12 protein-coding genes and 1 riboswitch are annotated in these 16287 nt (G+C 67.6%); of the genes, 7 read left to right on the forward strand and 5 right to left on the reverse strand.

Annotated elements, in window-relative coordinates; all coding sequences use genetic code 11:
* Window positions 1-36 precede the first annotated feature (36 nt).
* Window positions 37-1338, reverse strand: coding sequence for a diguanylate cyclase (locus SNE34_RS12950; RefSeq protein WP_332617893.1), 1302 nt, complete (start codon window positions 1336-1338; stop codon window positions 37-39).
* 130 nt (window positions 1339-1468) lie between these two features.
* Here SNE34_RS12950 and SNE34_RS12955 point away from each other — a divergent pair, with 130 nt between their 5' ends.
* Genes SNE34_RS12955 through SNE34_RS12965 form a run of 3 tightly spaced genes read left to right on the forward strand, consistent with a single transcriptional unit; the run spans window position 1469 to window position 4301 of the window.
* Window positions 1469-1840, forward strand: coding sequence for a BlaI/MecI/CopY family transcriptional regulator (locus SNE34_RS12955; RefSeq protein WP_332617895.1), 372 nt, complete (start codon window positions 1469-1471; stop codon window positions 1838-1840).
* Window positions 1827-3224, forward strand: coding sequence for a TonB family protein (locus SNE34_RS12960; protein ID WP_332617898.1), 1398 nt, complete (start codon window positions 1827-1829; stop codon window positions 3222-3224). Before SNE34_RS12955 ends, SNE34_RS12960 begins: the two co-directional genes overlap by 14 nt.
* 48 nt (window positions 3225-3272) lie before the next feature.
* The gene (locus SNE34_RS12965; RefSeq protein WP_332617900.1) at window positions 3273-4301 is read left to right on the forward strand and encodes an alpha/beta hydrolase family protein; all 1029 of its coding nucleotides are present in this window, start codon (window positions 3273-3275) and stop codon (window positions 4299-4301) included.
* A gap of 143 nt (window positions 4302-4444) precedes the next feature.
* Here the strand turns inward: SNE34_RS12965 and SNE34_RS12970 are convergent, their stop codons facing one another.
* Window positions 4445-5311, reverse strand: a complete 867-nt coding sequence (locus tag SNE34_RS12970; protein WP_332617902.1) for an MBL fold metallo-hydrolase — start codon at window positions 5309-5311, stop codon at window positions 4445-4447.
* A gap of 56 nt (window positions 5312-5367) precedes the next feature.
* Window positions 5368-6165: a S1/P1 nuclease gene (locus SNE34_RS12975; protein ID WP_332617904.1), complete on the reverse strand. Its 798-nt coding sequence runs from the start codon at window positions 6163-6165 to the stop codon at window positions 5368-5370.
* A 109-nt stretch (window positions 6166-6274) separates the two neighbouring features.
* Between SNE34_RS12975 and gap the strand changes: the two genes are divergently transcribed.
* The gene (gene gap / locus SNE34_RS12980) at window positions 6275-7279 is read left to right on the forward strand and encodes a type I glyceraldehyde-3-phosphate dehydrogenase (protein WP_332617906.1); all 1005 of its coding nucleotides are present in this window, start codon (window positions 6275-6277) and stop codon (window positions 7277-7279) included.
* Between the two features lie 132 nt (window positions 7280-7411).
* Window positions 7412-7816 (forward strand): group III truncated hemoglobin, encoded by a 405-nt coding sequence (locus SNE34_RS12985; protein WP_332617908.1) that lies wholly within the window; start codon window positions 7412-7414, stop codon window positions 7814-7816.
* A 241-nt stretch (window positions 7817-8057) separates the two neighbouring features.
* Here the strand turns inward: SNE34_RS12985 and SNE34_RS12990 are convergent, their stop codons facing one another.
* Both SNE34_RS12990 and SNE34_RS12995 read right to left on the reverse strand, forming a co-directional pair.
* Complete coding sequence (locus tag SNE34_RS12990; RefSeq protein ID WP_332617910.1) at window positions 8058-9065, reverse strand: ribonucleotide-diphosphate reductase subunit beta; 1008 nt, start codon at window positions 9063-9065, stop codon at window positions 8058-8060.
* A 129-nt stretch (window positions 9066-9194) separates the two neighbouring features.
* Complete coding sequence (locus SNE34_RS12995; protein ID WP_332618203.1) at window positions 9195-11549, reverse strand: ribonucleoside-diphosphate reductase subunit alpha; 2355 nt, start codon at window positions 11547-11549, stop codon at window positions 9195-9197.
* A 328-nt stretch (window positions 11550-11877) separates the two neighbouring features.
* Window positions 11878-12093: riboswitch (cobalamin riboswitch) on the reverse strand.
* A gap of 118 nt (window positions 12094-12211) precedes the next feature.
* Between SNE34_RS12995 and SNE34_RS13000 the strand changes: the two genes are divergently transcribed.
* Together SNE34_RS13000 and SNE34_RS13005 are read left to right on the forward strand one after the other, a co-directional pair.
* Window positions 12212-14917 (forward strand): DUF2339 domain-containing protein, encoded by a 2706-nt coding sequence (locus SNE34_RS13000; protein WP_332617912.1) that lies wholly within the window; start codon window positions 12212-12214, stop codon window positions 14915-14917.
* Window positions 14914-16251 (forward strand): DUF3999 domain-containing protein, encoded by a 1338-nt coding sequence (locus SNE34_RS13005; RefSeq protein WP_332617914.1) that lies wholly within the window; start codon window positions 14914-14916, stop codon window positions 16249-16251. Before SNE34_RS13000 ends, SNE34_RS13005 begins: the two co-directional genes overlap by 4 nt.
* Window positions 16252-16287: the final 36 nt, after the last annotated feature.

Raw genomic sequence — 16287 nt, forward strand, 5'->3', positions numbered from 1 at the left:
AGTATGCATGTGCAACGCCCGCGCGCGCCGGTGCCGTCAACTCTCCGCGACCCAAGACCGGCACACCACCCGATTGCGGCCGCCGGCCTTGGCCAGGTACAGCAGGTGGTCGGCGTCGGTCAGCAACGCATGCAGGTCGCGATCGACCCGGTGGCAGACGCCGATGCTGACCGTGACCTTCAGCAGCTGCTCCTTGAAGACGATGCACAGGTCGGCAACAGTCTCGCGCAACTGCTCAAAGAAGGCTTCGGCCTGCGGCGCCGACATTCCCGGCGCAAGCACGCAGAACTCCTCGCCGCCGTAGCGTGCGACCACATCGCCGCCGCGCGCATGCGCCGCGATCGCCGCCGCCACTGCCTTCAGCGCGGCATCGCCGGCATCGTGGCCGTGGGTGTCATTGACCCGCTTGAAATGGTCGATGTCGAGCATCGCCATTGCCATCGGCTGCTCGCGCGACATCGCCTGGGCGCCGGCCTGGAAAAACCGGCGCCGGTTGGGCAGCCCGGTCAGGTAGTCGCGCGTGGCGAGGTCCTGCAGCGTGCCGATCAGCTCGAGGTTGTCGATGTTCTGCGAGATGCGGCAGAAGAATTCCTCGCGCGAGAACGGTTTGGCCACGAAATCGCTGGCCCCGTGCTTGAGGAATCGGGCGATCTGGGACGGCCCGGCCGACGCCGACGACCCGATGATCGACAGCATGTCGCGCGGACGGTCCTGGCGCGCGCGCCGGGTGAACTCGATGCCGTCCATGTCCGGCAGGTTGTGGTCGACCACCAGCAGCCGTATCGCCGGATCGGCGTCGAGCGCGCGCAGTCCGCTGGCGGCGTCGGCGGCCAGCGTCACGCTGAAGCCATACAGCTTCAGCAGCGCGGCCACGTGGGTGCGCCCGGAATCGGAACGGTCCACCACCAGCGCCGTGATGCGCCGGTTGTGCTGCAGCCGGCGCACCAGCCAGACCAGGTAGTCGATGCTGCCCGGGGTCTCCTTCAGCACGTAGTCGATCACCGGCAGCCGTGCCATGCGTTCGCGCGCGGTCTCCTCGTAGACGCCGGTCACCACCACCATCGGCACGCCGTGCCCGACCAGCAGCTTGGCGATCTGCTGGTGGTCGCCGTCGGCCAGCACCAGGCCGGTAAGCGCGAGGAAGAAGCCCTGTCCGGAGGACAGCGCCGCGCGCGCCGCCGCCAGCGTCGGCGCCACCACCACCTCCAGCTGCAGGCGCTCGCGCAGTTCGACCACCAGCATCTCGGCGTAGAACCGCGAATTCTCGATCAGCAGCACCCGTCGTTCCGCGGCCTCCTCGCAGGGGGCGGGCGTCAGCTCGCGGGAGTTGCGGGTCATCAGGGTCACGCCGGCGGCCAATGGGAGGGGCGCTACCGTTATCGGCGGGCGGCGATCCGGCTTGAACAGACGGACTTGACAGCGAGGTTTACAGGTGTAAATTCAAATCCTGATTACAGGTGTAAACAACATGCAGATCAGCGAAGCCGAATCGGTGGTGATGGACGTGCTCTGGCAAGAGCACCCGCGCAGCGCCGAGGCCGTGGTCGCGGCATTGGCCGACGCGCAACATTGGCAGGAAGCGACCATCAAGACCCTGCTCAACCGCCTGCTCAACAAGGGCGCGATCGCCGCCGAGAAAGATGGTCGGCGCTACTTGTACACGCCGGTGCTCAAGCGCGAGGACTGGCTGATCGACGAGAGCGAAAGCCTGCTCGACCGCCTGTTCGGCGGCCGGGTCGCGCCGCTGGTCGCGCACTTCAGCGAACACCGCAAGCTCAGCCGCACGGATGTCGCCGAACTGCGCAAGCTGCTCGAGGAGATCGATGATGAACGCCCCTGAGATCGTCGCGACCCTGACCGAGGGCGCGCTCGCCTCCAGCGCCGCGATCGTGCTGGTGTTGCTGCTGCGCCGACCGTTGCGCAAGCGGTTCGGCGCCACCGTGGCGTACGCCGGCTGGTTGCTGGTGCCGGCGGCGTTGCTGGCGGTGTCACTGCCGGCGGCGATCGAACCGACGACGGTGGCGGTCATCGCGGCCGACGCTGGCAGCAAATTGCAAGTCACGCCCATTGATGCCGCGGCCGGCCGCGACTGGATGGCGCTGGCGGCGTGGGCCTGGTTGATCGGCGGAGTGGTCGCGGCGATCGGTGTCGGCGCCCAGCAACGGCGATTTCGGCGTGCGCTGGGTGTGTTGCGTACGCGTGCCGACGGCTTGCAACAGGCGGACTCCAATCAAGGTCTGCCGGCCGCGCTAGGCCTGCTGCGGCCGCGGATCGTGGTGCCGGCGGATTTCGACCATCGCTACAGCGCCGAGCAGCAGGCATTGATGCGAGCCCACGAACGCAGCCATATCCGTGCCGGCGATCTGCACGTCAACGCCGTGGCCGCGGTGCTGCGCTGCCTGTTGTGGTTCAACCCGCTGTTGCACCTCGCCGCGCGCCACCTCCGCCACGACCAGGAACTGGCCTGCGACCAGCGCGTGATCGCGCGCCACCCGCATTCGCGTCGCGCCTACGGCGAGGCGATGTTCAAGACCCAACTGGCGACGCAAGCGCTGCCGCTGGGGTGCCATTGGGGCTACGCCCATCCACTCAAGGAGAGAATCGAAATGCTCAAGCAACCTGTTCCGGGCACGTCGCGTTGGGTCGCCGGCAGCGCGGCCGTGGCCGTGCTGACGCTGGCGGTTGGCTTTACCGCGTGGGCGGCGCAACCTGCACGACTGGCGCCGGCAGTAACGCCGGCCGTCGCGGCGCCGATCCCCGCGCCTCCGGCGCCGCCGACGGCACCCTCGCCCCCGCCGCCGCCCTCCGTGGCGCTGGCGCCCGACGCGCCTTCGCCGCCTCCGCCGCCTCCGTCCCCACCCGTGCTCGATGCACCGCCGCCTCCGGCCGCGCCCCCGGCGCCCCCGGCGCCGCCGCTTCCGCCGCCGCCGTATCCGGCCGCGGCAGTGGCCCAACGTATCAGCGGCACCGTCGTCTTGATCATCGATATCGATCCGCGCGGCAAGCCGGTCGACATCGTGGTCGAGCGCTCCGAGCCGGCCGGGGTGTTCGACCAGGCCGCGGTCGATGCGGCCTGGAAGTGGACGTTCACTCCCGAAGTCGAAAACGGCCGGCTGGTGACCAGCCGCGTGCGCGTGCCGGTCGACTTCGCGATCCCGCCCCTCAAGGGCGGCGCGGCAGCACCAGCCGCCGGGCTCGCGATGGTCGCGCTGGTGCAGCGCTAAGTGGACGTTAGACCTGCTGAACGTAGTACCGCGTGCAAGAAGCGTGGCATGAGTCGATCGTTTGGAATCGCCCCAGCTCTAGCTGGTCTGCTTCTCGTAGCCACACCGGCCGCAGCTAAAAAGTCCTTCGCGGACTTCCCAAGTCTGGAGAGCTTGGAACGCACGACTGTGACCAGTGCCGGTGGCCACCGACTAGACATCATTCGCTACAAGGGCAATGCGAAGCTTCCGGCAGTTGTACTCATACCGGGCTCGCTTTGCGCGCCGGCTTTTGCCTCGCTCGACAACATGCCCGAGGAAGCGTTTGCGACGGTTCCTTTGCTCTCGCCTGCCCGACGGAAATCAATGAACGCCCATGTGGTCTACCTGGAGCGTAGAAACATCGTTTCACTGGAGACACTGTCGTCCGCGCCCGAGTTCTCCATCGAGCAGATTTTCAAGTTAAGTCCTTGCACAGAGAAAAATGGGGCAGTGACACTTGAGCAGCGTGTGGAAGATGTCCTTACCCAGATCAGATGGCTCAGACAGCAGGAATGGGTCGCGTCTGTCCATTTGGTTGGCATTTCTGAAGGATCAGACGTCGCCGCTGGAGTTGCAGCGTCCGATGCCTCGGCCGCCGAATCGCTAATGCTAATCGGGGGAGCCGGCCCGTCGCAGTTCGCTGACTTCGCCGCGTTCGCACGTGCTCAAGGCGATATAGGGGGTGTCTCCGCGGTTTTCTCTGAACTCGACCAGTTTCTTTCATCGAATGCCCCAGAGCAGTACAAGGGCTATAGCTCCGAACGGTGGCAGTCGTTTGCCGTAGACAACACTCCTCTCGACCTTCTATCAGAAAGTAATGTTCCTTTGTTCATCGCGCACGGGGACAAGGACGAGAGCGTACCCGTTTCATCTGCAGACCTCGTGGCTATCGAGCTCATGCGAAAGCAGCCGGATCGTGCAATTTTCTATTGGTCCGTCGCCGGAGGCGACCACATGCTCAAAACCCCGAGCGAGCGCCGTCTGGGTGAGATCGTCGTGCAGTATCTTATGTGGGCCACCTCCGGTCCTTCTGGGCGGACGTTCAGGGCTGACTGACTTGCTGCAACGCAGGTCTAGCAATTCGTTCAAGCCAAACTTGCTTCACTCAGGCGATCGCGGCGTTTAACACGCTGTTGACGCCGCAATGCGGCGCTCAATGGCGTGGGCATGCCGATGAGCGTCCTGCGAAAGGCGATGTCTCAGAACCGGTCGAGCGGGACCTTCAGGTAACGCACGCCGTTGGCTTCGGCCGGCGGCAACTCGCCGGCGCGGATGTTGACCTGCACCGCGGGCAGCATCAGCGCCGGCATCGACAGGGTGGCGTCTCGGGCTTCGCGCAGTTGCACGAACTCCGCCTCGCCGGTCTCGGCGCGGACATGGATGTTGTCGCTTTTCTGCGCGCCGATGGTGGTTTCGCAGGCGACCTCGCGGCTGCCGCCGGCGCCGTAGTCGTGGCAGACGAACAGCCGCGTGGTGTCGGGCAACTGGTACATCTGCCGGATCGATCGATACAGGGTCGCGGCGCTGCCGCCGGGGAAGTCGCAACGCGCGGTGCCGCTGTCGGGCATGAACAGCGAGTCGCCGGTGAACAGCGCGTCGCCGATCAGGTAGGCGCAGCTGTCGTCGGTGTGGCCGGGCACGCCGATCACCCGCGCCGGCAGCGTGCCGACGCTGAATGTTTCGTCGGCGTGCCACAGGCGGTCGAACTGCGAGCCGTCGACCGCGAAGTCGGCGCCGAAGTTGAAGATCGATGCGAACTCGCGCTGTACCGTGCGGATGCCATCGCCGATCGCGAGCCGGGCGCCGGGCAACTGCCGCCGGAGCCAGTCGCCGGCGCTGAGGTGGTCGGCGTGGGCGTGGGTTTCGAGGATCCACTGCACGTCGAGGCCATGCTCGTGCACGAACGCCAGCACCGCTTCGGCCGAGACGGTTGAAGTCCGGCCGGCCCGGACATCGAAATCGAGCACCGGGTCGATGATCGCCGCCGACGACCCACCGGCTTCGGTGACCACGTAGGTCCACGTGTTGCTGTCGCGATGGAAGAACGGTTGGACGCTGGGAACCATGGGCGGGTCTCCGCTGCGGTCGCCCAATACTACGTCGGCTGCGGCGTTGCCTGCCGTCAGCGGGCCAGCGCGCCGTTCAATACGGCCGCGAGCCGCGCGCCGCCGCGACGCAACTGCGCCTCGGCGATGGGGCGCCAGCGTTGCACATAGGCGTCGTCGATCTTCGCGCGCGCCGGGTACAGGCCGGGCTGTATTGCGATCCTGCACGAGGCTTCGGCCCAATCGGCGGGGGCGCCATCGAGCCCGCTCGCCGGCGGCTGCAGGTGCTGCAGGTAGTCGGCATCGTCGCGATCCGCGGTATTCAGCAGGCCGCTGTCCCACAAGCGATGCAGGTTACTGCCGTCGCCATCAAGGTGGACCTGCACGGTGTTGCCGCCCTTGTCGTGGCCAAAGCCGGCATGCAGCGGCTGGTGCACGTCACCAACGAAATGGACCACGAACTTCAGCGCCTGCCGACGCACGGCCAAGGGCTGTCCGTGGTCGGCCAGGATCGTCAGCTGCCGGTCGATCGCGCCGACCACGCAGTTGCCGCCGGGGCAATCGCGCGCGGCGTCGTAGTGGCAGTCTTCCTCGGCGATGTTGACGTAATGCCAGGACGCGCTGCGCTTGCCCAGGTCCGGATCCTCGGCGCGCAGCTGATCCGCCCAATTGGCGATGCCGGGCAGGGTCGGGTCGGGCTCGCCGGCCAGCAAAACGAGGATTTCGGCGCGGACCTGCGGGGTGAGGCCGGCCCAGGCCAGCGCGGCAACCAGGCGGTGGCCCTGCGGCCCCCAGGCGCCAACCGGCCCGGCGAGCAGCAACAGCACCGCGGCAAGCAGCAAGGGCACAAGGGCGACGGGGCGTGAACGGCGCATGGCGTTGGTCTCGGGGCGGGGTGGGCGCGGGGCACTCGCGCGGGCAACAGGCTAAAATACCCTGATCTATCCGCTTCCTCCCACCAGTTCCGCCCATCAGGAGCCCGTAATGGCGATCAAGGTTGGTATCAACGGTTTCGGCCGCATCGGACGCAACGTGTTGCGCTCGGCCGTGCAGAATTTCGGCAACGACATCGAGATCGTCGCCATCAACGACCTGCTGGAGCCGGACTACCTGGCCTACATGCTGCAGTACGACTCGGTCCACGGCGGCTTCAAGGGCGAGGTGTCGGTCGACGGCAACAACCTGATCGTCAACGGCAAGAAGATCCGCCTGACCCAGGAACGCGACCCGGCCAACCTGAAGTGGGACGAGGTCGGCGCCGAGGTGGTGATCGAATCGACCGGGCTGTTCCTGACCGCCGAGACCGCGCAGAAGCACCTCGATGCCGGCGCGAAGAAGGTGATCCTGTCGGCGCCGTCGAAGGACGCCACCCCGATGTTCGTCTACGGCGTCAACGACAAGACCTACAAGGGCGAGGCGATCATCTCGAACGCCAGCTGCACCACCAACTGCCTGGCGCCGGTTGCCAAGGTGCTGAACGACAAGTGGGGTATCAAGCGCGGCCTGATGACCACCGTGCACGCCGCCACCGCCACCCAGAAGACTGTCGACGGCCCGTCCAACAAGGACTGGCGCGGCGGCCGCGGCATCCTCGAGAACATCATCCCGTCCAGCACCGGCGCGGCCAAGGCGGTCGGCGTGGTGATCCCGGAGCTCAACAAGAAGCTGACCGGCATGAGCTTCCGCGTGCCGACCTCGGACGTGTCGGTGATCGACCTGACCGTCGAGCTGGAGAAGCCGGCGACCTACGCCGAGATCTGCGCGGAGATGAAGGCGCAGTCGCAGGGCCCGCTGAAGGGCATCCTCGGCTACACCGAGGACAAGGTGGTCGCCACCGACTTCCGCGGCGACGCGCGCACCTCGATCTTCGACGCCGAGGCCGGCATCGCGCTCGATGACAGCTTCGTCAAGCTGGTCAGCTGGTACGACAACGAGTGGGGCTACTCCAACAAGTGCCTGGAGATGGTCAAGGTGGTCGCGGCGAAGTAAAGCGCCGCGCGCTGCGCAACACAAAAAGGCCGGGCCGCTCGCCCGGCCTTTTTTCTTGCGCCGCTTGACGTGGGGCAAGGCGGGCCCCATCTAACGGGTGCACCATCACGTGTCCCTGCCCAGCCCCAGCCCATGACGCGATCCGCCGAACTCACCGAGCAGCAACTGGCCGAACTGGTCGACGTGTTCTATGACCGCGTCCAGCGCCATCCGACCCTCGGGCCGGTATTCAATGCGGCGGTCGACGACTGGCCCGAACACAAGCGTCTGCTGACCTCGTTCTGGTGTTCGGTCGCGCTGGGAGCCAAGACCTACCGCGGCAACCCGATGGCCAAGCATCGCGGCCACCCGATCGACGCCGCGCATTTCGAGGAGTGGCTGGCCTTGTGGCGCCAGACCGCCACCGAAATGCTCGACGAGGAGCACGCGCGGCAGATGGGTGAGTACGCCGACCGGATCGGCCGCAGCCTGCGCTACGGGCTCGGTATCGACGCGGCGACGCGTGGCCTCGGCTTGCCGGTGGTCGGCGGGCGCTGAAAGAACAAGCCGGCGGCATCCATGCCGCCTGTTGTCGGCCATCCCTGGCCCCCGCGGCGTCCGGTGCTGCATCGACGACTGCCATGTCGTCCCTCGGCATCCCTGCTGTCGCCCCGCGATCCGTGCCGGGGCGGCGGCTCCGTGCCGCCTGTTGCAACCGCGATCTCGCGGCGCCGTCGATCAGAGTGATCCGAGCGGTTCGACTCGGGGGATGGTGCGTGATGCGCGACCGGACGTCGCTTCAGAACGCGGCGTCGAAGGCGACTTCGCCCTGCACGCCGACCTGGTACGCCGAGACCCGGCGTTCGAAGAAGTTGGTGACCTCCTGTACGTCCTGCAAGTCCATGAAGCCGAACGGGTTGCTTGCGCCGAAATGCTTCGGCATCCCCAGTTGTCCGAGCCGCTGGTCCGCACAGTACTCCAGGTACTGGCGCATGTCCTTGAGCGACAGCCCGACCACGCCGCCGGACAGGGTGTCGGCGGCGAACTGCATCTCGCAGTCGACCGCTTCGGTCAGCATCTGCACGATCTCGCGTTCTAGTTCGGCATCGAACAGCGACGGCTCCTCCTTGCGCACGGTGTCGATCACCTCGAACGCGAACGCCATGTGGCAGCTCTCGTCGCGGAACACCCAATTGGTGCCGCTGGCCAGCCCGTGCAGCAGTCCGCGCGAGCGCAGGTAGTAGACGTAGGCGAACGCGGCGAAGAAGAACAGGCCTTCGATGCAGCAGGCGAAGCAGATGAGGTTGAGCAGGAACTGGCGGCGCTGCGCGCGGGTCTCGATGCGCTGCATGCCCTGGATCGAGTCGATCCACTTGAAGCAGAACTCGGCCTTGGCACGGATCGAGGGGATGTTCTCGACCGCGTCGAACGCCTTGGCGCGTTCGGCCGGATCGGGCAGGTAGGTGTCGAGCAACGTCAGGTAGAACTGCACGTGCAGCGCTTCCTCGTACAGTTGCCGCGACAGGTACATCCGCGCCTCGGGAGCGTTGATGTGCTGGTACAGGTTGAGCACGAGGTTGTTGGAGACGATCGAGTCGCCGGTGGCGAAGAACGCGACCAGCCGCTCGACCAGGTGGCGCTCGGCCGGTCCGAACTTGTGGCGCAGGTCGTTGACGTCGAGCGAGAAGTCGACCTCCTCGACGGTCCAGGTATTGCGGATCGCGTCGCGGTACATGTCGTAGAAGCGCGGGTAGCGCATCGGCCTCAGGGTGAGGTCGAAGCCGGGGTCGAGCAGGTGGGTGGACATGGTGGATCCTTGGAATTCGGTTGGACGACGCGGGCGCGCGCGGGTGTAGGAGCGACGTAATTCGCGAACGCGCAGGGAATCGCGACGTCGGCGGGTCGCGACTCACGTCGCTCCTACAAAAGGGGGGCGTTACTGGCAGGCCTCGCAGCTCTCCGGGTTCTCCAGCGAGCAGGCAATCGCCTCATCCACCGGCACCGGCGCGCCTGCCGCGGCGTTCCCTACGGTCGCCTTGGCAATCCTCGTCGCCGGCCGCGAGCGCAGGTAATACGTCGTCTTCAACCCTTGCTTCCACGCATACATGTACATCGACGACAGCTGCCCGATATTCGGGCTCTCGATAAACAGGTTGAGCGACTGGCTCTGATCGATGAACGCGCCGCGGTCGGCGGCCATGTCGATCAGCGAGCGCATCGGCAATTCCCACGCGGTGCGGTAGACCTGCCGCAGCGAATCGGGAATCGCGTCGATGCCCTGGATCGAGCCATCGGCACGCTTGATCGCGTCGCGCAACTCCGGCGTCCACAGGCCCAGTGCCTTCAGCTCGTCAGCGAGGTAGCGGTTGACCACGATGAAGTCGCCCGACAGGGTCTCGCGCTTGAACAGGTTCGACACTTGCGGTTCGATGCACTCGTAACAGCCGGCGATCGAGGCGATGGTCGCGGTCGGCGCGATCGCGATCAGCAGCGAATTGCGCAGGCCGTGTTCGCGGATGCGCGCACGCAGGCCATCCCAGCGTTCGGCGTCGGTCGGCTGCGCGTCCCAGGCCTCGAACTGCAGTTCGCCATTGGCGGCGCGGGTGTCGTCGAAGGCGGGATGTTTACCGTGCTCCAGCGCCAGTTCGTTCGACGCCGACAGCGCGTGGAAATAGATTTCCTCGGCGATCTTTTTCGACAGCGCCCGCGCCGGCTCGGAGTCGAACGGCAGCCGCAGCTTGAAGAACACGTCCTGCAGGCCCATCGCGCCGAGTCCGACCGGCCGCCACTTGAGGTTGGCTCGGCGCGCGGTCTCGATCGGGTAGAAGTTGAGGTCGATCACCCGGTCGAGTTGGCGAACCGCCAATCGCACGGTTTCGGCGAGCTTGTCGAACTCGAAGAGACCGGCCTCGCCATGCACCGGGCCTTCCTCGTACAGCTCGACATGGTGCGACAGATTGATCGAGCCAAGGTTGCACACCGCGGTCTCGTCCTGCGAGGTGACCTCGAGGATCTCGGTACACAGGTTCGACAGATGCACCACGCTGCCGGCTTTCGCGGTCTGGTTGCAGGCGCGGTTGGACTTGTCCTTGAAGTTCATCCAGCCGTTGCCGGTCTGCGCCAGGGTGCGGATCATCCGACCGTACAGCTCGCGCGCCTTGACCTGCTTGTGGGCGAGCCCGGCGGCCTCGGCGGCGGCGTAGGCGCGGTCGAACGCCTCGTCGAACAGGTCGGTCAGCTGCGGCACCTTGTGCGGGTCGAACAGCGACCACATCGCATCGATCTCGACCCGGCGCATGAACTCGTCCGGTATCCAGTTGGCGAGGTTGAGGTTGTGGGTGCGCCGGGCCTCGTCGCCAGTGTTGTCGCGCAGTTCCAAAAACTCCTCGACATCGGCATGCCACGGCTCCAGGTACACGCAGGCCGCGCCCTTGCGCTTGCCGCCCTGGTTGACCGCGGCGACCGAGGCGTCGAGCGTCTTCAGCCACGGCACGATGCCGTTGCTCAGGCCGTTGGTCGAACGGATCAGCGAGCCGCGCGAACGGATGCGGGTGTAGCTCAGGCCGATGCCGCCGCTGAACTTGCTCAGCTTGGCGACGTCCATGTAGCGCTGGTAGATGCTCTCCAGCGAATCCTCCGGCGAATCCAAGAGGAAGCACGACGACAACTGCTCATGGGTGGTGCCGGCGTTGAACAGCGTCGGCGACGACGGGATGTAGTCCAGCTGCGCCATCCGCCCGTACAGCGCCAGCGCGTCGGACACGTCCTCGCTCAGCGCGCAGGCCACTCGCAGGAAGAACTGCTGCGGGGTCTCGATCACCGTGCGCGCGGTCGGGTGGCGCAGCAGGTAGCGGTCGTACAGCGTGCGCAGGCCGAAGTAGTCGAAGCGGTTGTTGAGCGAGTTGTCGATCGCGTCGTTGAGCTTGCGCGCATTGGCCTGGACGAAGCCGAGCAGGCGTTCGTTGATCAGGCCCAGCTCATGACCACGCTGCACCGACTGCGAGAACGCGTTGATGTCGATCGCCGCGACTTCCTTCTCGATCACCCCGGCCAGAAGGCGCGCGGCGAGGCGGCCGTACTCGGGTTCCTCGGCGGTCAGCAGGGCGCTCGTGCGGATCGACAGCTCGTCGAGTTCACGGGTGGTGGCGCCGTCGTACAGGCCGGAGATGGTGCGGGTGGCGACGCGCATCGGGTCGATCGCGTACAGGTCGTCGCTGCAGCGGGTGATCGCGCGGACGATCTTGTTGAGGTCGACCGGCTCGCGGCTGCCGTTGCGCTTGGTCACCGCCATGCTGAAGGCGGCGGCCGGCGGGGTCAGGGTGAAGCCGGGGGCGTCGGTGGCGCGGACTGATGTCGGTGGCGTCGCGGCGCTGGCGTGGGTATCGGACGTGGCGGCGCGGTCGGGTGCGTCGTCGGCAACCGCGATGGGCATGTCAGTGGTCATGGCGTGACTCCGGTGCGTGAAGCACGGTTCGCCGGCCTTCCCTCGAAGGACGGCGCACGGAGGCGCGGATGCCCTCGACAGTCGCGACCTGCATGCGCAGGCCCGGCATCGACGGCACGGCCACGCCCCCGCGGGCGCGGAGTCCGAAGACTCCCTGGCCGGTCACCGCGCGGTGTGCATCGCGCGGCTGTCGGCAGGTCTTCGGGCTCTGGACGCGGAGCGTGGTCGCTCCACCTACCGGCCGTCGCTTCCCGGGGCTTGCGCCCCAGTGCCATGACGGCTTTCGTTTCCACTACCGCTGCGGGGCAGCGCCGGAATTGGACGAGGTGTCCGCACCGGCTTCCCGTTTTAAGCCGACCGCGAGGTCGGCACCGACGGGCACAACATAGTGGGGATGGTAGATATCGTCAACACGATATCTGGTGGTGGGTGCGAATTCGGTACACAGGCAACCAGCGCCGAACCCATGGTGTAGCCTGCCGCTCATACAAGGGGCTGGGGACGGGGTCATGGAAGGATTGCTCGTACTGCTGGGACTGACGCTGCTCGCGGTTCCGGTGTTGCTGATCGTGGCGCTGGCGATGATCAGCGGATTGCGACATCGGGTCGATGCGCTCGAGCGCGAGTTGGGTGAGCTGCAGGTCGAGATCGCCACGCATGGGACGTCGCGCGAAGGCGCACCCGAACCGACCCTCGGCGAGCTGATGCGTGAGCCGACACCACGGCCGGCCACCCCGCCGCCGCGTACGGCCGCACCGCCATCACCACCGATACCACCGCAGTCGAAACCGCGCCCGACGCCGGCTTCGGCTCCGGCCGCGCCCTCCGTATCCGCCTCCCCGCCGCGGTCGGCCACGACCACCCGGCCGCCCAGACCAGCGGTGCCTTCGCGTCCGGACCCGCTGCAATTGGCCGCACGCGCGATCCGCCGCTGGTTCACCGAGGGCAACGTGCCGGTCAAGGTCGGAATGCTGGTGCTGTTCGCCGGCGTGGCCGCGTTGCTCAAGTACGCCAGCGACCAGGGCTGGATGACGCTGCCGATCGAACTGCGGCTGGCCGGCGTCGCCGCCGCGGCGGCCGCGGCGCTGTTGTTCGGCTGGCGCCAGCGCGACTCGCGGCGCAGCTTCGCCCTGAGCCTGCAGGGTGGCGCGATCGGCGTGCTGCTGCTGGTGGTGTTCGCCGCGTTCAAGCTGTATCCGCTGTTGCCGGCCGGCGTCGCGTTTGGCCTCAGCGTGGTGCTGGTGGCCGGTGCCGGCGTGCTCGCGGTCAAGCAGAAGGCGTTGGCGCTGGCGGTGCTCGGCCTGCTGGCGGGTTTCCTCGCACCGCTGTGGTTGTCGACCGGGACCGGCAACCATGTCGCGCTGTTCGGCTATTACGCGGTGCTCAACGCGGCCATCTTCGCGATCGCCTGGATGCGCGCCTGGCGGCTGCTCAACGTCCTCGGGTTCGCGTTCACCTTCGGCATCGGCACGGCGTGGGGCGTGCTGCGCTATCGGCCGGAGGACTTCGCGACCACCGAGCCGTTCCTGCTGCTGTTCTTCGCGTTCTACCTGCTGATCCCGATCCTCTACGCGCGACGGCGGGCGGCCGGGCGGCGCGACCTGCTCGATGGCTGCCTGGTGTTCGGCACGCCGCTGGTAGCGTTCTCGCTGCAGGCCGGATTGCTGGACGGCGAGCGCCTGCCGCTGGCGTTCTGTGCGCTGGCGCTGGGTGCGATCCACGCCGCGCTGGCGTGGTGGTTGCGCGGTCGCGAACACTTTCACCGCCTGGTCGCGCCGTACGCGGTGCTAGCGCTGGGGTTCGCGACGCTGGCAGTGCCGCTGGCGTTGTCGGCGCAGGCGACCGCGGCGGTGTTCGCGCTGGAGGGTGCGGGATTGGCCTGGCTCGGACTGCGCCAGCACAGCCGACGCCAGCAATGGACCGGCGGCGCGCTGCAGGTGGCGGCGGCGATTGCATTCGCGATCGCGGTTGACGGTTTGCCGATCGCGTCGGTCGGCATCGTCAACGCGGCATTCATGGCCGGCCTGCTGATCGCGCTGGGCGGTTTCGCCAGCGCCTGGAGCTACCGGCGCGCGCAGCCCGGGTCGCAGGCCTCGGTGGTCTATTACCTGTGGGCGCTCGCGTGGTGGCTGGGCACTGCCCTGCACGAAATCGACCAGTACGTCCTCGACGAGCTCGCGCCCGATTACGTGTTGGCGCTGGCGGCGATCACCGGATGGCTGGCGTCGGAGACCCATCGCCGGCTGCCGTCGGCGGCGCTGGCATGGACCGCCACGCTCGCGGTTATGGCGGCGGTGCCGTTGGCGCTCGCCCAGCACGAGGCACACGCCTGGCCCGTGGGCGGATACGGGCTGGCGGCGTGGGCGCTGTTCGCGATCACCGGCTGGCGCATGCTCGGCAGCCTGCGCGCGGAGGGCGGTTCGATGCCGGGGCTGGCGCACAGCGCCTGGTTGATCGCCTGGACGTTGATGCTGGCGTTGTCGCTGCAGCACCTGGTCGAACGGTTGGCGATCGCCGGCAGTTGGGAATGGACGGCGTTCGCGCTGCCGTGGCTCGCGCTGGCGGCGCTGCTGCAATGGCGGTCGCAACTGTTGGCGCCGCCGATGGGCGAACGTTTCGGACAATGGCGCGACTCGATACATGGGCTGGTTGTCGCGCTGCTGGCGCTGGGATGGCTGCTCGCGCTGTGGCAACCGGGCCATAGCGCGCCGCTGCCGTGGTTGCCGGTATTGAATCCGCTTGGCCTGATGCAACTTGCCGCGCTGGCGTTGCTGGCCGCTTGGTGGCGCACGCCGGCGGCCGGTGAGTTGGCGCGTTGGCGCGTGCCTGTATTGGCGGCGGCCGGCTTTGCCTTGGTCAGCGTGGAAGTGCTGCGCGCCTGCCGGCATTGGGGCGACGTGCCCTGGAGCGATGCGATGTTCTCGACCAGCCTTGTGCAGACCAGCTTGACCGTGGTCTGGAGCCTGCTGGGCGTGTTCGGCTGGATCGTCGGTTCGCGCCGCGGCCAGCGCGCGCTGTGGCTGGCCGGCGCGGTGCTGATGGCGGTCGTGTTGGCAAAGCTGCTGCTGGTCGACCGCCAGCACCTGGGCAACCTGCTTGGCATCGTTTCGTTCATCGCCTACGGGTTGCTGTGCACGGTGGTCGGCTATTTCGCACCGGCGCCGCCACGCGCCGGCGCACAGGAATTCGAGCTTGGCGAGGAGGCGGCGCAATGAGACAGGTACTGATCGGATTGCTGGCGTTGCCCCTGCTCGCCATGGCGGCGCCGCAGGCCGACTACGCGACGCAGTGGCCGTTGCGGCTCGAGAGTGAGGATGCGGGCGCGTACCAGGTGCAACTGGATGCCTCGGTGTACCGGCAACTGCAGGCTGCCGATCTGGGCGACTTGGCGGTGCTCAATGGCGAGGGTGCGGTGCTGCCGGTGGCGCGGCTGCCGGTGCCGGCGCAGCCCGTCCAGCGCGCATCGGTGCCGCTGTTCGCGTTGCCGGTGCCGGGTCGCGGCGCAGCGGAGTGGCAGCTGATTACGCGAGCCGATGCCGACGGGCGGTTGCGCCAGGTCGAGGTTCGCAGCGAGGACGGCACGCCGATGCCAGCGGCCGACGGTGCATGGCTGCTGGACCTGGGCGGTATCGACGCAAGCGTCGTCGCACTCGAGCTGGGGTGGGCGCCGGTCACGGGGATGGACCTGGGATATCGGCTCGAGGCCAGCGACAATCTCGAGCATTGGCGACCTTTGCCGGCCCATGGCCGCTTGATCGACCTGCAGCGCGACGGCCATCGCCTGCTGCAACGGCGCATCGATCTGCCGGGTGGCACGGATGCGCATTACCTGCGCCTGCTGCCGGAAGGCCGCGGCGGGCCAGTCACGCTGACCGGCGTCGACGCCGTGCTCGCGCTCGGCCCGGTGCCGGCACCGCAATGGCTGGAGTTGTCGCCGGTCGATACCGAACCGGCGCAGCGCGTATTCGAGTATCGACTCGACGGTCGTTTTCCGGTCGGCCAGGTCGACGTGGCGATGCCCGGCAACCACGCGGCCGAATGGCGGCTGGAGAGCCGCGATGACGCCGACGCGCCATGGCGTCTGCGCGCGGGGCCTTGGATCGCCTACCGGGTTGGGACTGCCGGTGGCGCAAGCCGCTCGGCCGCGCGCGTGCTCGATACCGCCATACGCGACCGGCACTGGCGGCTGCGCAGCGACGCCGGCGTCGCCGGGACGCCGACACTGCGCCTGGGCTATCGCCCGGAAACCGTGGTGTTCCTTGCGCGCGGGCCGGCGCCGTATCGACTGGTCGCCGGCAGCGCCCGCGTGCAGCAGCAAGCCTCGCCGCTGCCGCAACTGCTGGCCGCCCTGCGCGACCAGCATGGGCCGGACTGGCAACCGGCGCGGGCCGAACTGGGCGAATCGAAAACATTGGCCGGCGCAGCAGCACTGACGCCGACGCGCGACTGGAAGACATGGATGCTTTGGGGTGTGCTGGGCCTCGGCGTGCTGCTGGTGGCTTCGTTGGCGGTCGCGGTCCTGCGCAACCCGCGCAATTCGTCAACCTGAGTCCGGCGGGGCGGTCCTTGCGGCTCCGCGTCATGC

Source organism: Novilysobacter erysipheiresistens, from assembly GCF_036663935.1.
GTDB lineage: Bacteria > Pseudomonadota > Gammaproteobacteria > Xanthomonadales > Xanthomonadaceae > Novilysobacter > Novilysobacter erysipheiresistens.

What these genes read in the sequence shown, in the direction of transcription:
- SNE34_RS12955 (WP_332617895.1), top strand. Translation starts at nt 1,469, where the DNA reads ATGCAGATCAGCGAAGCCGAATCGGTGGTGATGGACGTGCTCTGGCAA.
- SNE34_RS12975 (WP_332617904.1), bottom strand. Translation starts at nt 6,165, where the DNA reads ATGCGCCGTTCACGCCCCGTCGCCCTTGTGCCCTTGCTGCTTGCCGCG.
- SNE34_RS13000 (WP_332617912.1), top strand. Translation starts at nt 12,212, where the DNA reads ATGGAAGGATTGCTCGTACTGCTGGGACTGACGCTGCTCGCGGTTCCG.
- SNE34_RS12965 (WP_332617900.1), top strand. Translation starts at nt 3,273, where the DNA reads ATGAGTCGATCGTTTGGAATCGCCCCAGCTCTAGCTGGTCTGCTTCTC.
- gap (WP_332617906.1), top strand. Translation starts at nt 6,275, where the DNA reads ATGGCGATCAAGGTTGGTATCAACGGTTTCGGCCGCATCGGACGCAAC.
- SNE34_RS12985 (WP_332617908.1), top strand. Translation starts at nt 7,412, where the DNA reads ATGACGCGATCCGCCGAACTCACCGAGCAGCAACTGGCCGAACTGGTC.
- SNE34_RS12995 (WP_332618203.1), bottom strand. Translation starts at nt 11,549, where the DNA reads ATGGCGGTGACCAAGCGCAACGGCAGCCGCGAGCCGGTCGACCTCAAC.
- SNE34_RS12970 (WP_332617902.1), bottom strand. Translation starts at nt 5,311, where the DNA reads ATGGTTCCCAGCGTCCAACCGTTCTTCCATCGCGACAGCAACACGTGG.
- SNE34_RS12960 (WP_332617898.1), top strand. Translation starts at nt 1,827, where the DNA reads ATGAACGCCCCTGAGATCGTCGCGACCCTGACCGAGGGCGCGCTCGCC.
- SNE34_RS12990 (WP_332617910.1), bottom strand. Translation starts at nt 9,065, where the DNA reads ATGTCCACCCACCTGCTCGACCCCGGCTTCGACCTCACCCTGAGGCCG.
- SNE34_RS13005 (WP_332617914.1), top strand. Translation starts at nt 14,914, where the DNA reads ATGAGACAGGTACTGATCGGATTGCTGGCGTTGCCCCTGCTCGCCATG.
- SNE34_RS12950 (WP_332617893.1), bottom strand. Translation starts at nt 1,338, where the DNA reads ATGACCCGCAACTCCCGCGAGCTGACGCCCGCCCCCTGCGAGGAGGCC.